Origin of the sequence: Brevibacterium renqingii (assembly GCF_017808095.1) — a bacterium.
Taxonomy (GTDB): Bacteria; Actinomycetota; Actinomycetes; order Actinomycetales; family Brevibacteriaceae; genus Brevibacterium; species Brevibacterium renqingii.
Map to the genome: position 1 here is coordinate 394,235 of NZ_JADBHG010000001.1, position 19,237 is coordinate 413,471.

The window sequence follows — 19,237 nt, forward strand, 5'->3', positions numbered from 1 at the left end:
TGATAATCTTGGCGTCATGACTGACTTAAGCGATCCTACCGCCGCCGCCCATGCTGCGGCCACGACCATCAACGCGGCAGCGGGCATCGACTCCCATGACATCGCCCTCGTCCTCGGCTCCGGTTGGGGCGGTGCGGCCGACCTGCTGGGCGAGACGGTCAGCGAGATCTCCGCGGCCGAGGTCCCCGGCTTCCATGCCCCGGCCGTCGAAGGCCACGGTGCCACCCTGCGCACCGTGAGGATCGCCGCCAGCGGCAAGCATGCGCTGGTCCTCGGTTCACGCACCCACTTCTACGAGGGCAAGGGTGTGCGCAGCGTCGCCCACGGTGTGCGCACCGCCGCCGCAGCAGGCTGCTCCAGCCTCGTGCTCACCAACGGCTGCGGCGGACTCAACCGCAACTGGGCAGCCGGCACACCGGTGCTCATCTCCGATCACATCAACCTCACCGGCACCTCCCCCATCGAAGGCGCGAACTTCGTCGACCTCACCGACCTCTACTCCCCGCGCATGCGCGCCATCGCCAAGGACATCGATCCGACGCTCGACGAAGGCGTCTATGCGCAGTTCCGCGGCCCCCACTACGAAACCCCCGCCGAAGTGCGCATGGCCGGGATCCTCGGCGCCGACCTCGTCGGCATGTCCACCACACTCGAGGCCATCGCCGCACGTCAGGCCGGCCTCGAGCTCATGGGCATCTCATTGGTGACGAACCTCGCCGCCGGCATCCAGGAGACTCCGCTCTCCCACGCCGAGGTCATCGAGGCCGGAGTCGCCGCAGCTCCGCGCATCTCGCAGCTGCTGGCCGATATCGTCGCGAAGCTCTGAGGAAGGACCCCATGACCCGCGTAGCAGATCGCTTCACGAATGGATTCGACGCCGAGGTGGTCCGTGCCTGGATCGCCGATGACCCGGATCAGCAGACAGCGACGACCTTGGAGCGCATCCTCGCCGAGGCCGAGGCCGGAGACGCCGCGGCGATCGCCGATCTCGAGGACCGGTTCGCAGGCCCCTTGGCCTTCGGCACGGCCGGTCTGCGCGGGGAGATCGCCGCAGGGCCGAACCGGATGAACCGGGCCGTGGTGATCCGTGCCGCCGCCGGCCTCTCCCGCTTCCTCGCCGACACCGTGGGTGAGGGCTTCCGGGTCGTCATCGGCTGCGACGCCCGCTACAAGTCCGCGGAGTTCGCCGCCGACACCGCCGCCGTCGTCACCGCCGCCGGGGGCGCGGCCATCCAGCTGCCCGAACAGCTGCCCACCCCGCTGCTCGCCTTCGCCCTGTCCCACCTCGGCGCCGACGCCGGGGTCATGGTCACGGCCAGTCACAATCCGCCTGCCGACAACGGCTACAAGGTCTACCTGGGTGGGCGTCCGCTGTCGGCCATCGAATCCGACCAGGCGGCCGCCGAGGCGGGAGCGGGCGCACAGATCGTCAGCCCGGCCGATGCCCTCATCGCAGAGAGGATCGCGGCGATCGAATCGGTCGCGTCCGTCCCCCGGGCCGAGTCCGGTTGGGAGCACCTCGACGAGTCGATCGTCGAGACCTACCTGGACCGGATCGATGCTCTGGGGGTGCGGGCGGAGTCCGAGCTGTCGATCGTGCTCACCTCACTCCACGGCGTCGGTGCCACGGTCGCCGAGGCGGCCCTGGCCCGCACGGGCTTCGACACGGTCCACCCGGTCGCCTCACAGCAGACCCCGGACCCGGACTTCCCGACCGTGACCTTCCCGAACCCGGAGGAGGCCGGGGCCCTCGACGAGTCCTACGAGCTGGCCCGCGAAGTCGGTGCCGAACTCGTCATCGCCAACGACCCCGATGCCGACCGCTTCTCCGCAGCCATCCCGGACGCCTCGACGGCGGCCGGATACCGACAGCTGTCCGGCGATGAGGTGGGGCTCCTCCTCGGTGAAGACGCCGCGACCCGCCTGGCCGCCGGCACGCATCACGCGGCGCAGGACTCGAGTGCGGGCTCGGCTGCACCGGTGTTCGCGAATTCGATCGTGTCCTCCCGCGCGTTGGCCGCCGCCGCAGCCAGCCACGGTTTCCCGGCGGTGAACACGCTCACCGGCTTCAAGTGGATCTCCCGCGTCGCCGGTCTCGTCTTCGGCTACGAGGAAGCGCTCGGCTACTGCGTCGACCCGGCTGCGGTGCGCGACAAGGACGGAATCTCCGCTGCTGTGACCTTCGCGGCCCTGGCTTCGCGGCTCAAGGCGCAGGGGTCGAGCATCGAGGCCGAGCTCGATCGGATCCGGAAGCGCGACGGCTTCTTCGCCACCGCCCCGCTGAGCTTCCGCCTCGACGACGTCTCGCTCATCGCCGCGGGCATGGCCAAGCTGCGGGAGAATCCGCCGACCGCACTGGCCGGCTCCCCCGTCGCCGAGGTCCACGACCTCTCGGCCGGATACCAGGGCCTGCCTCCCACCGACGGGATCCTGCTGCTCTCGGAGTCGGGATCCAGGGTCATCGTCCGTCCCTCCGGCACGGAGCCGAAGCTCAAGTGCTACCTCGAGGTCGTCGCCGAACCCTCCGAACTGGAGGCGGCAGCAGAGGCCGACGCCCGGGCCGCGGCCAGCGCAGGCGTGCGACTGCCGAGGACCTCGGCGAGTGCCTCCCTCCAACCCGCACTGCGCGAACGTCTCACCTCGATCACCACCGGGCTCAAGGAATTCTTCGGGCTGTGAGTGACGATCAGTTCCCGGTCGATGACGAGGTCGACTCCGTCCTCGCAGCTCAGCTCGCTGAGCTCGGCGCTCGCACCACGGTCTTCGGCGCCGGACGCCTTGGTGCCGGATGGACGGCGAAACGACTGAAGACAGAGACCTCTCAGACCGTTCTCGACGTGAGCGGCAGAGACGCCGAGAGCCTGACGACCGAAATCGGCCAGGTCCTCGGCGCCGCAGCGAGCAGCGCTCAGCAGGAGGACTCCCAGACCGTCTGGCGCGGCATCGTCGGCTCCGGATTCGCCTCGATGAATCCGGCCTATGTCATCATCGTCCTCGACAGGCAGGCCGCGACTCTGGGCATCGCAGCGCATGCGAAGGAAGGTCTGATCAGACAGCGCACGGCGCAGAAGGCGGTGAGCAGGGTCCGCGAGACGCTGGGACTCTGACGGGCCCCGCGGAAGCGCAGGTGCGGAGACTCAGTCGCCCAGCGCCTCGAGGATCCCCTTCGAACCGGACAGGCCGAGGCGTGAGGCGCCGGCGGCGATCATCTCTTCGGTCGCCTCGACGGTGCGGATTCCCCCGGAGGCCTTGACGCCGAGGCGATCTCCGACCGTCTCCCGCATGAGAGCGACGGCATGGGCGCTGGCTCCGCCGGCCGGGTGGAATCCTGTTGAGGTCTTGACGAAACCGGCGCCGGCGGCTTCGGCGCGACGGCAGACCTCGACGATCTGCTCATCGGTCAGTGCCGCCGATTCGATGATGACCTTGACCAGAGACCTGCCGCTGGCCTCGACGACACCGCGAATGTCGGCTTCGACGGCATCGAAGTCTCCGGCGATGGCCTGGCCGATGTTGATGACCATGTCGACCTCGGCCGCACCGTCGGCCACGGCGCGCTTCGCCTCGGCGGCCTTGATCTCGGGCTTGACCTGCCCGGACGGGAACCCGACGACGGTGGCCACGACGAGCTCACCGGGATCGGCGACCGGCAGCATCGACGGGGACACGCAGATCGCGAGCACGCCGAGGTCCTTGGCCTCGGCGACGAGCGCGGTGACGTCGGCGGGCGTGGATTCGGGTTTGAGCAGGGTGTGGTCGATGATCGCGGCGACATCGGTTCGGCTGGTCATGGGTTCCTCCGAAATGGTTGGTGGGGTGGTCAGGGTCTCAGCTGATCTTCTCGAACACGATCGATTCCGGCACCGAGGCGGTGTCCCCACCGATCTCCACGGCGGTCTCGAGGGATTCGACGGCGCGGGCGAAGCGTTCGGGGGTCGCTGTGTGCAGGGTCATGAGCGGCTGACCGGCGCTGACGTTCTGACCCGGTTTCGCATGGAGTTCGATGCCGGCGACATCCTGCACCGGATCCTCCTTCCGGGCCCGGCCTGCGCCGAGGCGCCACGACGCCACTCCGATGCTCAGCGCGTCCAGCTTCGTGAGCACCCCGGTCTCGGAGGCCGTGACGACCTCGGTGTGCTCGGCGACCGGCAGGGCCGCGGCGGGGTCGCCGTTCTGGGCGCGGATCATGGCGTTCCATCTGTCCATCGCCCGCCCATCGGTCAGCGCGGCGCGCACATCGACATCGGTCTTGCCGGCCAGGCGCAGCATCTCCTCGGCCAGCGCCACGGTGAGGTCGACGACATCGGCGGGCCCGCCGCCGGCCAGCACCTCGAGAGATTCGCGCACCTCGAGGGCGTTGCCGACCGTCAGGCCCAGTGGTGTGGACATGTCTGTCAGCAGCGCCGAGGTCCTCACCCCGGCGGACTTGCCGAGGTCGACCATGGTCCGGGCCAGCTGGCCGGCCTTGTCGAGGTCCTTCATGAATGCCCCGGAGCCGACCTTGACGTCGAGGACGAGCCCGGAGGTGCCCTCGGCGATCTTCTTCGACATGATCGATGAGGCGATGAGCGGGATGCAGTCGACCGTGGAGGTGATGTCGCGCAGGGCGTAGAGCTTCTTGTCCGCCGGGGCCAGACCGGTTCCGGCGGCGCAGATGACCGCTCCGATGTCCTCGAGCTGGTCGAGGATCTCGTCATTGCTCAGTCCCGCCTGCCAGCCGGGGATGGACTCGAGTTTGTCGAGCGTGCCTCCGGTATGGCCGAGGCCGCGACCGGACAGCTGCGGGACGGCGACGTCGAACACCGCGACGAGCGGGGCCAGGGGCAGGGTGATCTTGTCCCCGACTCCCCCGGTCGAGTGCTTGTCCGAGGTGGGTCGGGACAGGCCGGAGAAGTCCATCCGCTCGCCCGAGGCGATCATCGCCTGTGTCCAGTCGGCGATCTCGGACGGATCCATGTCGTTGATGAAGATCGCCATGGCCAGTGCGGCCATCTGCTCCTCGGCGACGACGCCGCGGGTGTAGGCGTCGATCACCCAGTTGATCTGCTCCTTGCTCAGAGCCCGGCCGTCGCGTTTGGCGGCGATGACGTCGACTGCGTCGAATGCCTCTGCTGTCACTGTCTCAATCCTCCGTCGATCGTGTGCGGACGGCCGCCTCGGCGGTATCGCTGATGCGACCGGCCTCGTGGCTCGTCAGTGTTTGGCGTTGTGCGTGCTCCGCCCCGCGCCGAGGTGGTCCGGCCCGAACGCCTCGGGCAGCACCACGGACATCGGGGCACGTCCGCTGGGCATGTTGAGGATGAGGTCGCTGCCCCCGTGTTCGAACAGCAGCTGCCGGCAGCGGCCGCAGGGCACGAGTGTGTTGCCTTCTCCGTCGACGCAGTCGAAGGCGACGAGCCGGCCGCCTCCGGACATGAACAGGTCGGAGACCATGGAGCATTCGGCGCAGAGCGTGACGCCGAAGGAGGCGTTCTCGATGTTGCAGCCGCCGACGATGCGGCCGTCGTCGACGAGGCCCGCCGCTCCCACGGGATAGGACGAGTAGGGCACATAGGCCTTCGCCATCGCGCGCTGTGCTTCCTCCCGCAGCAGCGTCCAGGTGCCCTCGCTGAGGTCCTCGGGGCAGACGGGGGTCGGTTCCTCGCTCCAGACGTGTTCGGAGGCGTCGGTGTCGGGGACGGTCATGGGGATGCTTCTTCCTTCGTCGGTGCGACTGTTCGGTTCTCGAGGAGTGGTGTCATGTCACATCAGGGGTGGTCACTTCACGTAGGGGACGCCTTCCGCGGCGGGCGGTCTGACCCGACCGACGAACCCGGCGACGGCGAAGACGGTGACGATGTAGGGGAGCATGAGCAGCAGCTCATTGGCCACGGGGGTGCCGATGGACTGCAGCGTGTTGCCGAGGCTCTTGGAGAAGCCGAACAGCAGAGCGGCCATCAGCGCGCCCTTCGGGTTCCATTTGCCCAGGATCATCGCGGCCAGGGCGATGTACCCCTGTCCGGCCGACATCTCCTTGCCGAAGGCCAGTCCTGAGCCGACCGTGAAGAAGGCTCCGCCGAGGCCGGCGATGGCGCCGGCGAGCAGCGTGTTGCGCACTCGGGTGAGGTTGACCTTGATGCCGACGGTGTCGGCGGCCTTCGGATGCTCGCCGACCGCGCGCATCCGCAGACCCCACTTCGACCGGAAGACGAAGATCTGGAGGGCGATGACGACGACGTACATGATGTAGACGAGGATGTTCTGGTCGAACAGCACTCGCCCGAGCACGGGGATGTCGGACAGCAGCGGGATGGGCAGGTCCGGCAGCTTCTGGCGGGAGTTCCACAGACCGGGGTCCTCGGTGAGCACCGTCGAGTAGAGGAAGCTCGTGACTCCGACGACGAGGACGTTGAGAACGACGCCGATGATGATCTGGTTGACCCAGTACTTCACCGCGAAGAAGGTGAGGATCACGGCGACGAGGGCACCGGCGATCGGGGCGGCGAGCAGACCCGCATAGGGGTTCTTCACCACCGAGGCGACGACGGCGGCGAGGAAGGCGCCGGCCAGCAGCTGACCCTCGATGGCGATGTTGATGATGCCCGAACGTTCGCCGACGAGGCCGCACATGGCGCCGAAGATGAGCGGCACCGACAGGGCGAGGGCTCCGGCCAGCAGCGTCGTCAGCGGGATCACACCGCCGGAGCCGCCACCGGCCCAGGCGAGGAAGGAGAGGACGAAGAGGATGCCGAAGAGCATCGGGAACCAGGAGCCGATGCTCAACCGCCGCATCGCCACGTAGACCGACACTGCGGCCATGATCACGAGCAGGATGCCCAGGGTCAGGCCTGCGGCGGTCGAGGACACGACGAGGTCGGGGATGGCGAAGAGGTCTCCGCCGCTGGCGACCCGGAAGGTCGTCTCACCGTCACGGCCGATGAGGCCGAAGAAGACGAAGGACACCAGTGCCAGGATCGAGTAGACGATCGGGAACTTCCAGGCGATGGGAGCCACGACCTTCGCGTGGGTCGAGGATGTGGTTTCCACGGTCTGAGCAGTCATCTCAGTCCTCCTTCCGCTTGAGCACCGGCGTGGGCAACCGGAAGATCGACCTCACCAGGGGCGGGGCCGCGATGAGCAGCACGATGACGGACTGGACGACGAGCACGATGTCGATCGGCGTGCCGGTCTGCGACTGCATGAGGTAGCCGCCGGCCTTGAACGCGCCGAAGAGCAGACCGGCGAGGAAGGTGCCCAACGGCTTCGACCGTCCCAGCAGGGCCACGGTGATGGCGTCGAAGCCGATCGAGCCGCTGATGCCGCCGGTGAGTTTGAATTCGGTGCCGAGCACCTGTGCCGCGCCGCCGAGTCCGGCCAGAGCGCCGGCGACGATCATCACGGTCACGGTGACCTTGGATACGGAGATGCCGGCTGTGCGTGCGGCGTGCGGGTTCGCGCCCACGGCCTTGAACTCGAAGCCGATGGTCGAGCGCTCCAGCAGCCACCACACGAAGACCGTGGCGAGGATCGCGAGGACGAAACCGAAGTGGAGGCGGAACGGCGGCGGCAGGAGCAGGAACATCTGCGCGGAATCGTCGATCACGCGCGACTGCGGGTTCGCCGAGGCGGTGTGGGTGAACCAGTTCTGCTTGAGCAGATATCCCAGCGCATAGCCGGCGATCGAGTTGAGCATGATCGTCACGATGACCTCGTTGGCTCCCGTGCGTGCCTTGAGGACGCCGGCGATCCCGGCCCAGATCGCTCCGCCGACGATGCCGCCGATGACGGCGATGAGCATGTGGACGATCGGAGGCAGGCTCAGCGCATAGCCGAGGAATCCGGCGATCGTCGCGCCGAGGATGACCTGGCCCTGACCGCCGATGTTGAACAGACCGCAGCGGAAGGCCAGCGCGATGCCGAGTCCGGTGAGGATGAGCGGCGTGCCCGAGACCATCGATTCGGTCAGCGGACGGATCGCACGTTCGGCAGTGCGCGCATCCCAGTCGAAGACGGCTCCCCGGAACAGCGCCGAATATGCGTTGCCGACGGTCGAGAACAGAGTGGAGAAGAACTCTCCGGGCGCGGCGAAGAAGTTCTCCGCCGCCGCGACGACCTCCGCGTTCGACACGGCGATGAGGACACCGCCGAGCAGCAGGGCGAGCACGATCGCCAGCAGCGAGACCAGCCACGAGCCGGACAGGATCTCCTGCAGCAGGTTCTGCTGCCGGCCGTCTTCGGCCTCGGCTTCCGGCGGCGGTGCCGGTGATGGTGCCGCCGGTGAGATATCAGTCGTCATTCGGTCTCCTCCGCCGAGGTGGGGGCTGAGTCGTCATCCGCAGGTCCCGCCGAGGTGGCGGCGGGCTCGTCGGCCGAAGCGGCCTCCGCATCCGTCGCGGCCAGCGCTTCCTCGGCCGGCACGCCGGCCATCATCAGGCCCAGCGCCTCCCGCGAGGTGTCGGGGCCGACGATGCCGACGATGCGGCCGGAATACATCACGGCGATGCGATCGGCGAGCCCGTAGACCTCGTCGAGCTCGGTCGAGACGATGATGCACGGAGTGCCGGAGTCGCGTTCGGCGATGACGCGCTTGTGCACGAACTCGATCGATCCGACGTCGAGTCCGCGCGTGGGCTGGCTGGCGATGAACAGCCGCAGCTGCCGACCCAGCTCCCTCGACAGCACGACCTTCTGCTGGTTGCCGCCGGAGAGCGTCGCGATCGGGTCGGCGGCGCTGCCGAGACGGATGTCGAACTCCTCGACCTTGCTCTTGGCCTCTGCGGTGATCACCTTCGGTTTGAGATTGAGCCCTTTGGCATAGGGCTCCCGGTCGTAGACGTCGAGGATCATGTTCTCGCGGATCGCGAATTCGGCGATGATGCCATCGGTCGACCGGTCCTCGGGCACGAAGCCGATGCCCGCGCCGAGGCGGTTCTTCACGGATTCGCCGACGAGATCCTTCCCGTCGAGGGTGATCGTGCCCAGCCGCGGTTCGGTCAGGCCGACGATCGTCTCGGCGAGCTCCGTCTGCCCATTGCCCTGGACACCGGCGACGGCGAGGATCTCACCGCGGCGGACGTCGAAGGACACATCGTCGACGACGACGTTCTCGGCCTTGTCGACGACGGTGAGACCGCGCACTTGGAAGGTCGCATCGCCGGGATCGGCCTCGTCCTTCTCCGTCGTCAGGGACACGGCGCGGCCGACCATCTGACTGGCCAGTTCGGCCTCGGTCGATTCCGGGGAGGCCTCGCCGACGATCTTCCCGCGGCGGATGACGGTGATCGAGTCGGCAATCGCTCGGACCTCACGGAGTTTGTGGGTGATGAACACGATCGATGTGCCCTGCTCCTTGAGCTGGCGCATGATCGAGATGAGCTCGTCGGTCTCCTGCGGAGTGAGCACAGCGGTGGGCTCGTCGAGGATGAGGATCTCTGCGTCGCGGGACAGGGCTTTGATGATCTCGACGCGCTGCTGCGCACCGACGGGCAGGTCTTCGATGAGGGCGTCGGGGTCGATATTGAAATTGAAGCGCGAGGAGATCTCGATGACCTTCTTCCGCGCCTGTGCGATGTCGAGGAGCCCGAGGCTCTTCGTCGGTTCGTACCCCAGCGCCACGGACTCGGCAACGGTGAACACAGGCACGAGCATGAAATGCTGGTGGACCATGCCGATGCCGGCGGCCACGGCGTCCCCGGGGCCGGAGAACCTCACCGGCTCGTCGTCGATGAGGATCTCTCCCCCATCGGCGTCGTAGAGTCCGTAGAGGACGTTCATCATGGTGGATTTGCCCGCGCCGTTCTCACCCAGCAGGGCATGGATCTCGCCCGGTTCGATAGTGAGATCGATGTGGTCATTGGCCACAAACGATCCGAACACCTTGGTCATCCCGCGAAGCTCGAGTCTCACTGCTCGCAGCACTCCTCACAAAGTTGAAGACTGCAGGGCCGAGCGAACGCAGCCCTGCAGTCTGACCGACGAGCTTATTTCGGCGTGCTCTCCGACTCGACGGTCAGGGAACCGTCGATGATCTGCTTCTTGAGCTCTTCGACTTCCTTCTTCACATCTTCGGGCACCTTGTCCTCGAAGTCGTGGTACGGGGCGAGTCCGACGCCTTCGTTCTCGAGGGTGCCGATATAGGGCTCGTTGGTGAACTTGTCCTTCGTGCCTTCCTTGATGGTGTCCTCGACGGCGTTGGCGATCTCCTTGACGACCGAGGTGAGGATGATGTCGCCGTATTCGGTCGACTCGTAGCCGTCGGAGTCGACCCACACGAGCTTGGTATCGCCGGCTTCCTTCGCGGCTGCGGCGGCACCGAGGCCGACGGGGCCGGCGACCGGCATGATGACATCGGCGCCTTGGGAGATGAGCTGCTTGGTCAGTTCCTGGCCCTGGCCCTGGTTCTCGAAGTCACCGGAGAACGAGCCGTCCTGCTTCTCCTTGTTCCAGCCGAGGAGCTTGACGTCCTTCTTGTTGTCCTCGTTGAACTTATCCACACCATCGGCGAAGCCGTCCATGAAGATCGTCACCGAGGGGATCTGGATACCGCCGAAGGTGCCGACCTTGCCCGACTCCGAGGTCGCGGCCGCAACGTAGCCCGCGAGGAACGCCGCCTCTGCGGTGTTGAAGACGACAGGCTTGGCGTTGTCGATGGTCACGGGCTTGCCGTCGGCATCGGAGAACGTGGAGTCGATGAGCGCGAAGTTGAGGTCGGGGTTCGACTCCGCAGCTTCCTGGATCGTGTCCTCGAGGAGGAATCCGACGCCGAATGTGAGGTTGCAGCCGGCTTGGACCATGTTGTCGACGTTCGGCTTGAAGTCCGCGTCGCCCTGCGACTCCGCGTCCTTCTCCTCGATGCCGAGGTTCTTCACCGCGTTCTCCAGCCCCTCCTTGCCCGACTGGTTGAACGACTGGTCGTCCCAACCACCGGAGTCCGAGACCATGCAGGCGAGGTAGTCGGATCCGGACTCTCCGCCTTCGCCCGAACCACAGGCCGAGAGCACAAGGGCTGATGCGGCGATGATCGACACCGCTGAAGCGAGCTTCTTCACGTTTTCTCTTTTCTGAACACAGACAGCGGACACGGTCGAGGCCCCTGACTGCCCCTGCCGAAGATGTGAAACCACTGGACGATCTGTCATATTTTGGTGAGTTCCGGTCAGTCTAATGCACTCTCGACCCCTCGGAAGCTCAGCTAGCACGACAATCGCGGACACCGATATGAAAACGCAATAATCCGTCACGCGAGACCCGCTCACGTCCGAAATGCGAACGCGCATCGGCTTGTGTTTGAGACGCCGGGGCAGATCCCGGGCCCCGGAGCCCGGCTCGCCCGTGCACAGCCGCCTCTGCGCGGTGAACTAGGCTGGAGGGTGTTATGGCACATCTGCTCGGGGCCGAAGCCCTCCATCTCGAATACCCCACTCGCGTCGTCTTCGACTCCGTCGCCCTCGGCGTCGAGACCGGTGACATGATCGGCATCGTCGGCCGCAACGGCGACGGCAAGTCGAGTCTGCTCGGCATGCTCGCCGGCACCATCGAACCCGACTCCGGACGCGTGACCTACCGCGGCGGACTGCGCCTGGGCATGCTCGGCCAGAGCGACGACCTCGATGACGACGCGACGGTCGGCTTCTCCGTCGTCGGAGACGCCGCGGACCACGAATGGGCCGCCGACCCCCGCGCCCGCGACGTCATCGCCGGCCTCATCGCCGACCTCGACTGGGACGCGGAGATCGCCAGTCTCTCCGGAGGCCAGCGCCGCCGCGTGGCCCTGGCCGCGCTGCTCGTCGGCGACTGGGACATGCTCATCCTCGACGAACCGACGAACCATCTCGACGTCGACGGCATCGCCTGGCTGGCCGAGCACATGCGCAAGCGGTGGCCGAAGAACGCAGGTGCCCTGCTGCTGGTCACCCACGATCGCTGGTTCCTCGACGAGGTGTGCACGAAGACCTGGGAGGTCCACGACCGCATCGTCGAACCCTTCGAAGGCGGCTATGCGGCCTATGTCCTCCAGCGCGTCGAACGCGACCGGATCGCTGCCGCCACGGAGCAGAAGCGCCAGAACCTCATGCGTAAAGAGCTCGCCTGGCTGCGTCGCGGAGCCCCGGCGCGGACCTCGAAGCCGAAGTTCCGCATCGAGGCAGCCAATCAGCTCATCGCCGATGTCCCCGAGGTGCGCAACCCCATCGAGCTGAAGAAGATGGCCACCGCCCGCCTGGGCAAGGACGTCGTCGATCTGCTCGATGTGTCCAAGCACTTCGGCGACACCCCGATCCTCGACGATGTCACCTGGCGCATCGGTCCCGGCGAGCGGACCGGGATCCTCGGCCCCAACGGCGCCGGCAAGTCGACCCTGCTCGGTCTCGTCTCCGGAGACATCGAGCCCGATTCAGGGCGGGTCAAACGAGGTAAGACCGTGCAGATCGGCGTCCTGGACCAGCAGTTCAAGGACCTGGCACGCATCAGCGACTCCCGGGTGCGCGAGGTCCTCTCCGAGTCGAAGACGTCCTTCACCATCGAGGGCAAGGACTACACTCCCGCGCAGCTGCTCGAGAGGCTCGGTTTCGCCAAGGAGCACCTGTCCGCTCGGGTCAAGGAGCTCTCCGGCGGGCAGAAGCGTCGCCTGCAGCTCCTGCTGCTGCTCATGGCCGAGCCCAACGTCATCATCCTCGACGAGCCGACCAATGATGTGGACTCGGACATGCTCACCGCGATGGAGGACCTGCTCGACTCCTGGCCGGGCACGCTCATCGTCGTCTCCCACGACCGCTACCTGCTCGAACGCGTCACCGATCAGCAGTATGCGATCCTCGATCACGGACTCCGCCATGTTCCCGGCGGGGTCGAGGAGTACCTGCGGCTGCGGGCCGAGCAGAACCGCACGGGGACAGCCGCCTCGGCTCGGGCCGGTGAGAGCGCGGCCGCCTCGGCGAATGAGGACTCGGCGGAGGCGAAGCTCACCGGCGCTCAGGCACGGGCGGCGAAGAAGGAGCTCGCCTCGATCGAACGTCGGATGGACAAGCTGGGCGGGCAGATCGAGAAGAAACACGAGGAGATGGCCGCGCACGACCAGACCGACTTCGAAGGCCTGGCCGCGCTCACGGCCGCGCTGCGGGAGCTCAAGGACGAACTCGACGAGCTCGAGATGCGCTGGCTCGAGGCGACCGAAGCCCTGGAGGCCTGAGATGGTCGACGAGGAGCGGATGCGTGAGCTGCTCGCCTCGGAGCGGGAGGACGCCGAACGGCTCATCGCTTCCCTGTCCCACGGCATCGCCGAGGTCTCGGAAGCCCGCGAGGGAGACAACAGCGATGACGAACACGACCCGGAAGGGTCCACCCTGGCCTTCGAACGTTCGCAGGCCGCGACCCTGCTCGAGCAGTCCCGCGCCCGGCTGGAGGAGATCGCCGAGGCAGTGACCAGGCTCGACGAGGGCCGGTTCGGCATCTGCGTCGACTGCGGCAGGCCGATCGCCCCGGCTCGGCTGGAGATCCGCCCCTATGCGGCGCGGTGCGTGGACTGCGCCGCCGGCCGCTGACCCTCCGGCCCCGCCACTGACCTTCCGGCCCCGCCACTGGACCTCGCGCCTCGGACGCCGATGCTCGGGCCCCGAGCGGAGGCTGACCTTTACCGTTATCGGGTCATATGCGGTAATGTATCTGGGTGTCTTCCCGTGACTATCGCCTCGATCGTGCCAAAGGTATCCTCATCTTCGCGGTTGTCCTCGGCCACCTGCTGGCGAGGACCTCGCCCTGGGAGTCGCCTGTCCTGGGCGCACCGATGTACCTCATCTATTCGTTCCACATGCCTGCCTTCGTCTTCCTCGCAGGCATCACGGCGAAGTCCAACCGACTGCCCGAGAGGGTCCTGACCTTCCTCGTCCTCCTCGCCGCGGTGCTGCCGCTGATGTGGGTGTGGATGTGGGCGTTCGGGCTCGATCCCGACTACAGCCTGCTCACTCCGTTCTGGTACACGTGGTTCCTGCTGTCCATGGCCTGGTGGATGATCACGGTGCCCTTCATCGAGCGCTTCCCGCGCACGATGCTCGTCGCGTCCTTGGGCATGGGCATCTTCGGCGGAATCCTGCCGATCCTCGACACAGAGCTGTCAGCGGCTCGGACGATGGCCTTCTGGCCCTTCTTCGTCATCGGCAAGCTCTACGGCAAGCAGATCATCGACTGGGCCGGGAACCTGGCGATCTGGCAGAAGCTCGGCCTCAGCTGCGCGGCGCTGGCCACGGTCGGATACTTCTACGTCGACCAGGTCGACCACCACTGGCTCTACGGCAGCCTCAACTTCGCGCACTTCGCCGTCAGCGTCCCCGAAGGTGTTGGCCTGCGGCTGATCATGGACATCGCTGCGGTGCTCATGACCCTGGCGCTGCTGTCGTGGCTGAGCGACAGAAACGATTTCATCGCCACGATCGGCAAGCACAGCCTCGCGGTCTACGTTCTGCACGGCTTCGTCGTCCGCGGCCTCCAACCCGTCCTCGACGGCAGCCGCGACGTCCTGCCCGACGCCGTCGTCTTCATCATCTGCCTGGCTCTCGCCCTCGTCTGGACGGGAGTGCTGTCCTGGACGCCGTTCGAACGCGCTCTGCGCTGGTACGGCTCGACCGCGTCGGGACTCATCCTCAAACCCTTCTCGATGCTGCGACCGAAGTCGCGCTCGGCCCAGCCGGCCGCAGCCGACGACGGGTCCTCCCTCGGCCCCGACGTCTTGGGCGACCGGGTCGAGGAGTCAGAGCAACTCGCGTCAGAACATCCCGCCCCGGAGAGCCTGGCCCATCCGGCGCCGTTCGAACACTATCCGCTTCCCGGCTCGCACCAGGTCCCGCAGAACGCCGCGTACGGGAGCACACAGGAAGTGCCGGCCGGCTCCGCCCAGCCGACCGCGCAGGGAACGCCGCAGCCGGAGACCCGCAACGTCGCGGAGAACTCTGCGACACCCCACCTCGGCGAGAGCGCCGGTCGCTACCGCCGCCTCCCCGTCTACCTCAGCACGCCCTCGGACGACGAAAGCCGCTGACCGGTTCCGCCGCCTCGCCGCCCCGGCGAGAAGCGGTTCCGCCGCCTCGGCGGCGACGCTGACAACGGAATATGTCATTGTGACGGCCGCCGCAGTGCCGAAGATGGTTTGATACCTGAGTTCGGGTCGATACCCGGACATGGACGATCCCCCACCATCGAATCGGAGAGCACCCATGACCGCGACCAATGCACTCACCCAACGCCTCGACGCCGGACCCGTGATCTGCGCCGAGGGCTTCCTCTTCGAACTCGAGAAGCGCGGCTACCTGTCCGCCGGCGAGTTCGTCCCCGAGGTCGCCCTCGAGTTCCCCGATGCTCTGCGATCCCTGCACGTCGACTTCCAGAGGGCCGGTTCGGACATCGTTGAGGCCTTCACCTACAACGGACATCGCGAGAAGATGCGCGTCATCGGCAAGGAGGACCTGCTCGAGCCGCTCAACCGCTCTGCTCTGCAGATCGCCCGCAGCGTTGCGGATGCGAAGCCGGGCAACTTCATGGCCGGCAACATCTCGAACTCGAACATCTGGGATCCGGCCGACGAGGACAAGCAGAACGAGGTCCGCGGCATGTTCGCCGAGATGGTCGGCTGGGCCGTCGAGGAGGGTGCCGACCTCATCATCGGCGAGACCTTCTACTTCGCCGGGGAGGCCATCGCCGCCGCCGAGATCGCGAAGGCCAGCGGCCTGCCGGTCGTCCTCACCCTCGCCCCCATGGCCTTCCAGGAGATGGCTGACGGCGTCGGGATCGTCGAGACCGCGCAGCGCCTCGAACAGCTCGGCGTCGACGTCGTCGGACTCAACTGCTTCCGCGGACCGGCGACGATGCTGCCGTGGCTGCGCGAGATCCGTGCGGCCGTGTCCTGTCACGTCGGCGCCCTGCCCATCCCCTACCGCACCACGCAGGAAGAACCGACGTTCTTCAACCTCTCCGACCCCCGCGCCGAGGTGGCCTCCCCGCACGGTCGCACCTTCCCGACCGCTCTCGATCCGCTGCAGACCAACCGCTACGAGATCGGCGCCTTCGCCAAGGAAGCCTATGAGCTGGGCGTCAACTACATCGGCGTGTGCTGCGGGGCGACCCCGATGCACATCCGAGAGGTCGCCGAGGCCGTCGGTCTGACCACGGAGGCCAGCCGGTTCTCGGAGAACATGGCCAACCACTTCATGTACGGAGACAACGAGCGCCTCGCCGAGAACGTCGTCGCCCTCGGCGACACCGCCTGAGACCGGTCTCGGTCAGCACCGGGCGCCTGAGGGGCCCGGAAGCATCCCTCACCGCTGGTGTCGCCTCGCACCGACAGTGCCAGCACATACTGTCAGCGCCATAACCTCCCGTTGCAGCGAGGGGTTATGGCGCTGACTGTTCGTGTTGCAGACCGCCGGGCGGTCGATTCGTCGAGACGCGATCAGCTCTCTGCGGTCACGCCGATCGAGTCGAGGGCCGCTTCGAGGCGAGCGATAGTGCCGTCGATGTCGCCGAGCTTGTCGAGGCCGAAGAGACCGATGCGGAAACTCCGGAAGTCCTCGGGCTCATCGCACTGCAGCGGCACGCCCGCAGCGATCTGGACTCCGACCTCCTTGAAGTCGGCGCCGCTGGCCAGCTCGGAGTTGTCGGTGTGGACGACGACCACGCTCGGCGAAGCGAATTCCGGGGCGGCCACCGAGGGCAGACCGCGTTCGGCGAAGACCGCGCGCACCCGGTCGCCGAGTTCCCGCTGAGCCGATTCGAGCTTGTCGAAGCCGCGCTCCTCCGTCTCGCGCATGAGTTCGACATTGTGCGCGAGAGCGTCGGTGGGCATCGTGGCATGGTACGGCGAACGTCCCTGTTCGTACTCGTCGGCGATGGACAGCCACTTCTTCAGGTCCATCGAGAAGCTCGACGAGGTGGAGCCCTCGACCGCCTTGCGTCCGTTCTCGCTGAGCATGACGTAGCCGGCGCACGGTGATCCGCTCCAGCCCTTCTGCGGTGCGCTGATGAGGACGTCGATGCCGAGGTCCGTCATCGATGCCCACATCGCACCCGAGGCGATGCAGTCGAGGACGAAGAGACCGCCGACGGCGTGCACAGCCTCGGCGACTCGGCGGACGTAGTCATCGGGCAGCAGCATGCCGGATGCGGTTTCGACATGGGGCGCGAAGACGACTTCCGGCTTCTCACGCTCGATGGCGGCGACCACCTCGGCGATGGGGGCCGGCGCCCATGGAGCCTGGTGCTCGTCGATGACGGGCGAGGCCTTGAGCACGGTGGTCTCGGCAGCGATGTTCCCGGCGTCGAGGATCTGCGACCAGCGGAAGGAGAACAGCCCGTTGCGCACGATGAGCGTCTTCTTGCCGGTGGCGATCTGACGGGCCACGGACTCCATCGCATAGCTGCCGCCGCCGGGGACGATGGCAGCGGCTTCGGCGTCGTAGGCCGAGCGCAGGATGCGGTTGATGTCCTGCATCACGGACACGAACCGTTTCGACATGTGGTTCAGCGATCGGTCGGTGAAGACCACCGAGTATTCGAGCAGGCCGTCGGGGTCAACATCTTCGTGTGGCAAAGTCATGGCTCTAACATAGTCACAACTTCGCCGTTCGGGCCACCGTCGTCGCGCAGTGAGACCGGACCGATCAGAGCTGGACCTCGCTGCGGTCCCCGGACCACAGGGTATGGAATGTGCCCTCTCGGTCGGTGCGCTCATAGGTGTGCGAACCGAAGCGGTCACGCTGGGCCTGGATGAGCGCAGCGCTGCCGGCCGCGCTGCGCAGCCCGTCATAGTAGGACAGCGTCGAGGCCAGTCCGGGTACGGCGATGCCCTGTCCGATCGCGCGGACCACGGTGGATCGCAGCGCGGTCTGGCAGCGGGCGGCGACATCGCGGACATAGTCATCGGCCAGCAGCGTCTGCGGTGGCGTCGATGAGTCGAAGGCCTCGACCACACGGTCGAGCAGGCGCGCCCGGATGATGCATCCGGCCCTCCAGATCGAGGCGAGGGAGCCGAGGTCGATCTCCCAGCCGTACTCCCGTGCCCCGGTCGAGATCTCGTGGAATCCCTGCACATAGGCCATAACCTTGCCCAGCAGCAGCGCCCGTCCGATCTCGTCGATCGCGGCCCGGCGTTCGTCGCCGGTGAGGTCGGAGGACACGGGTGAGGCGGCTGCGTCCGCCGCTGCCGGACGTGGGCCGGCTAGCCGGGGGCCTTCGGCGCGCAGATCGGCGGCCGAGGACAGCGACCTGGAGAAGACCGCCTCGGCGATGGTCGGCGCGGGGACCCCGAGGGCGAGCCCGGTCTGGGCCGTCCACGCTCCGGTCCCCTTAGCTTTCGCAGCATCGGCGACGATATCGACGAATGCCCGGCCGGTGGCCGCATCGACATGGGCGAGCACATCGGCGGTGATCTCGATGAGGTAGGACTCGAGTTCCCCCTCGTTCCACTCCTCGAACACCTCGCCGATTTCCGAGGCCTGCATCCCGAACCCATCACGCAGGAGGGTGAAGGCTTCGGCGATGAGCTGCATATCAGCGTATTCGATGCCGTTGTGGACCATCTTGACGAAATGCCCTGCCCCGTCGGCGCCGATGTGCGCGACGCAGGGGTAGGACTCAGCCGACGCAGCCTCGGGTGGAGCAGCATCGGGATCTTCGGTCGTTGCGCCGTCACCGGCGCCGATGCTCTCGGCTCGGGCGGCGATCGGTTCGAGCAGCGGGCGCAGACGCTGCCAGGCGGCCGGTGAGCCGCCGACCATGAGTGAGGGGCCGAGCAGGGCACCGACCTCTCCCCCGGAGATGCCGACGCCGCAGAATTCGATGCCCGTGCCGGTCAGGCGCGCCCCGCGGGCAATGGTGTCCTGGAAATGCGAGTTGCCGCCGTCGACGATGATGTCGCCGGGCGCGAACACCTCGGCGAGATCGGCGATCGCCGAATCCGTGGCGGGCCCGGCGTTGACCATGAGGATGGCCACCCGCGGCCCGGCGAGCCGGTCGGCGAGGTCAGCGGGGTCGGTGGCGACGATGAACTCGGCTTCGGGGAAATCCTCGGCCAGCGTCGTGGCGCGGGCGACGTCGCGGTCGTAGACCGCGACCCGGTGACCCGTCTGCCGGGCGAGATTCCGGGCCAGATTCGATCCCATCACGCCGGTCCCGATCACAGCGATGTCGGCCTTCATCAGCATTCCCCTTCCCTGGGAGCGGCGATGTTGACAGTCACTCGCCACCAGCATTACGGTGCAATAAATCTGTTTTAATA

At 67.0% G+C, this 19,237-nt stretch carries 16 protein-coding genes; 7 read left to right on the top strand and 9 right to left on the bottom strand.

From position 1 onward, the window contains the following. Positions 1-16: 16 nt before the first annotated feature. Genes IIE29_RS01800 through IIE29_RS01810 form a run of 3 tightly spaced genes read left to right on the top strand, consistent with a single transcriptional unit; the run spans position 17 to position 3,107 of the window. The gene (locus tag IIE29_RS01800) at positions 17-826 is read left to right on the top strand and encodes a purine-nucleoside phosphorylase (RefSeq protein ID WP_209323470.1); all 810 of its coding nucleotides are present in this window, start codon (positions 17-19) and stop codon (positions 824-826) included. 11 nt (positions 827-837) lie between these two features. Beyond that, positions 838-2,679 carry a phospho-sugar mutase gene (locus tag IIE29_RS01805; RefSeq protein WP_209323471.1) on the top strand — a complete coding sequence of 614 codons (1,842 nt, stop codon included), beginning with the start codon at positions 838-840 and terminating at the stop codon, positions 2,677-2,679. Then, the gene (locus IIE29_RS01810; RefSeq protein ID WP_209323472.1) at positions 2,676-3,107 is read left to right on the top strand and encodes a hypothetical protein; all 432 of its coding nucleotides are present in this window, start codon (positions 2,676-2,678) and stop codon (positions 3,105-3,107) included. The genes IIE29_RS01805 and IIE29_RS01810 overlap by 4 nt, the downstream gene beginning before the upstream one ends. Positions 3,108-3,137: 30 nt before the next feature. On the opposite strand, the gene deoC is transcribed toward IIE29_RS01810, so the two are convergent. From deoC to IIE29_RS01845, 7 genes are all read right to left on the bottom strand, one after another. After that, positions 3,138-3,791: a deoxyribose-phosphate aldolase gene (gene deoC / locus IIE29_RS01815; RefSeq protein ID WP_209323473.1), complete on the bottom strand. Its 654-nt coding sequence runs from the start codon at positions 3,789-3,791 to the stop codon at positions 3,138-3,140. Between the two features lie 37 nt (positions 3,792-3,828). Further along, the gene (locus IIE29_RS01820; RefSeq protein ID WP_209323474.1) at positions 3,829-5,118 is read right to left on the bottom strand and encodes a thymidine phosphorylase; all 1,290 of its coding nucleotides are present in this window, start codon (positions 5,116-5,118) and stop codon (positions 3,829-3,831) included. A gap of 75 nt (positions 5,119-5,193) precedes the next feature. Beyond that, a complete protein-coding gene (locus IIE29_RS01825) occupies positions 5,194-5,685 on the bottom strand; it encodes a cytidine deaminase (RefSeq protein WP_209323475.1) in 492 nt (163 codons plus the stop codon). Positions 5,686-5,757: 72 nt separating this feature from the next. Further along, positions 5,758-7,041, bottom strand: a complete 1,284-nt coding sequence (locus IIE29_RS01830) for an ABC transporter permease (protein WP_209323476.1) — start codon at positions 7,039-7,041, stop codon at positions 5,758-5,760. Position 7,042: 1 nt separating this feature from the next. Next, a complete protein-coding gene (locus IIE29_RS01835; protein ID WP_209323477.1) occupies positions 7,043-8,275 on the bottom strand; it encodes an ABC transporter permease in 1,233 nt (410 codons plus the stop codon). After that, positions 8,272-9,885, bottom strand: coding sequence for an ABC transporter ATP-binding protein (locus IIE29_RS01840; RefSeq protein ID WP_209323478.1), 1,614 nt, complete (start codon positions 9,883-9,885; stop codon positions 8,272-8,274). Before IIE29_RS01840 ends, IIE29_RS01835 begins: the two co-directional genes overlap by 4 nt. A gap of 74 nt (positions 9,886-9,959) precedes the next feature. After that, on the bottom strand, positions 9,960-11,027 hold the full coding sequence (locus tag IIE29_RS01845; protein ID WP_343071758.1) for a BMP family lipoprotein: 1,068 nt from the start codon (positions 11,025-11,027) through the stop codon (positions 9,960-9,962). 326 nt (positions 11,028-11,353) lie between these two features. Here IIE29_RS01845 and IIE29_RS01850 point away from each other — a divergent pair, with 326 nt between their 5' ends. The 4 genes from IIE29_RS01850 (at position 11,354) to IIE29_RS01865 (ending at position 16,232) form a co-directional block, all read left to right on the top strand. Then, entirely contained in the window at positions 11,354-13,165 is a 1,812-nt protein-coding gene (locus IIE29_RS01850) for an ABC-F family ATP-binding cassette domain-containing protein (RefSeq protein ID WP_209323480.1), read from the top strand. A gap of 1 nt (position 13,166) precedes the next feature. Next, positions 13,167-13,517, top strand: coding sequence for a TraR/DksA family transcriptional regulator (locus IIE29_RS01855; protein WP_209323481.1), 351 nt, complete (start codon positions 13,167-13,169; stop codon positions 13,515-13,517). 125 nt (positions 13,518-13,642) lie between these two features. Then, positions 13,643-15,007, top strand: a complete 1,365-nt coding sequence (locus IIE29_RS01860; protein ID WP_209323482.1) for an acyltransferase family protein — start codon at positions 13,643-13,645, stop codon at positions 15,005-15,007. 175 nt (positions 15,008-15,182) lie between these two features. Then, positions 15,183-16,232: a homocysteine S-methyltransferase family protein gene (locus tag IIE29_RS01865; RefSeq protein WP_209323483.1), complete on the top strand. Its 1,050-nt coding sequence runs from the start codon at positions 15,183-15,185 to the stop codon at positions 16,230-16,232. 182 nt (positions 16,233-16,414) lie between these two features. On the opposite strand, the gene IIE29_RS01870 is transcribed toward IIE29_RS01865, so the two are convergent. Both IIE29_RS01870 and gndA read right to left on the bottom strand, forming a co-directional pair. Further along, positions 16,415-17,557: an aminotransferase class V-fold PLP-dependent enzyme gene (locus IIE29_RS01870; protein WP_209323484.1), complete on the bottom strand. Its 1,143-nt coding sequence runs from the start codon at positions 17,555-17,557 to the stop codon at positions 16,415-16,417. Between the two features lie 64 nt (positions 17,558-17,621). Then, on the bottom strand, positions 17,622-19,157 hold the full coding sequence (gndA, locus tag IIE29_RS01875; protein ID WP_209323485.1) for an NADP-dependent phosphogluconate dehydrogenase: 1,536 nt from the start codon (positions 19,155-19,157) through the stop codon (positions 17,622-17,624). Positions 19,158-19,237 lie beyond the last annotated feature (80 nt).

What these genes read in the sequence shown, in the direction of transcription:
- IIE29_RS01800 (WP_209323470.1), top strand. Translation starts at nt 17, where the DNA reads ATGACTGACTTAAGCGATCCTACCGCCGCCGCCCATGCTGCGGCCACG.
- IIE29_RS01805 (WP_209323471.1), top strand. Translation starts at nt 838, where the DNA reads ATGACCCGCGTAGCAGATCGCTTCACGAATGGATTCGACGCCGAGGTG.
- deoC (WP_209323473.1), bottom strand. Translation starts at nt 3,791, where the DNA reads ATGACCAGCCGAACCGATGTCGCCGCGATCATCGACCACACCCTGCTC.
- IIE29_RS01825 (WP_209323475.1), bottom strand. Translation starts at nt 5,685, where the DNA reads ATGACCGTCCCCGACACCGACGCCTCCGAACACGTCTGGAGCGAGGAA.
- IIE29_RS01830 (WP_209323476.1), bottom strand. Translation starts at nt 7,041, where the DNA reads ATGACTGCTCAGACCGTGGAAACCACATCCTCGACCCACGCGAAGGTC.
- IIE29_RS01835 (WP_209323477.1), bottom strand. Translation starts at nt 8,275, where the DNA reads ATGACGACTGATATCTCACCGGCGGCACCATCACCGGCACCGCCGCCG.
- IIE29_RS01850 (WP_209323480.1), top strand. Translation starts at nt 11,354, where the DNA reads ATGGCACATCTGCTCGGGGCCGAAGCCCTCCATCTCGAATACCCCACT.
- IIE29_RS01855 (WP_209323481.1), top strand. Translation starts at nt 13,167, where the DNA reads ATGGTCGACGAGGAGCGGATGCGTGAGCTGCTCGCCTCGGAGCGGGAG.
- IIE29_RS01865 (WP_209323483.1), top strand. Translation starts at nt 15,183, where the DNA reads ATGACCGCGACCAATGCACTCACCCAACGCCTCGACGCCGGACCCGTG.
- IIE29_RS01870 (WP_209323484.1), bottom strand. Translation starts at nt 17,557, where the DNA reads ATGACTTTGCCACACGAAGATGTTGACCCCGACGGCCTGCTCGAATAC.
- gndA (WP_209323485.1), bottom strand. Translation starts at nt 19,157, where the DNA reads ATGAAGGCCGACATCGCTGTGATCGGGACCGGCGTGATGGGATCGAAT.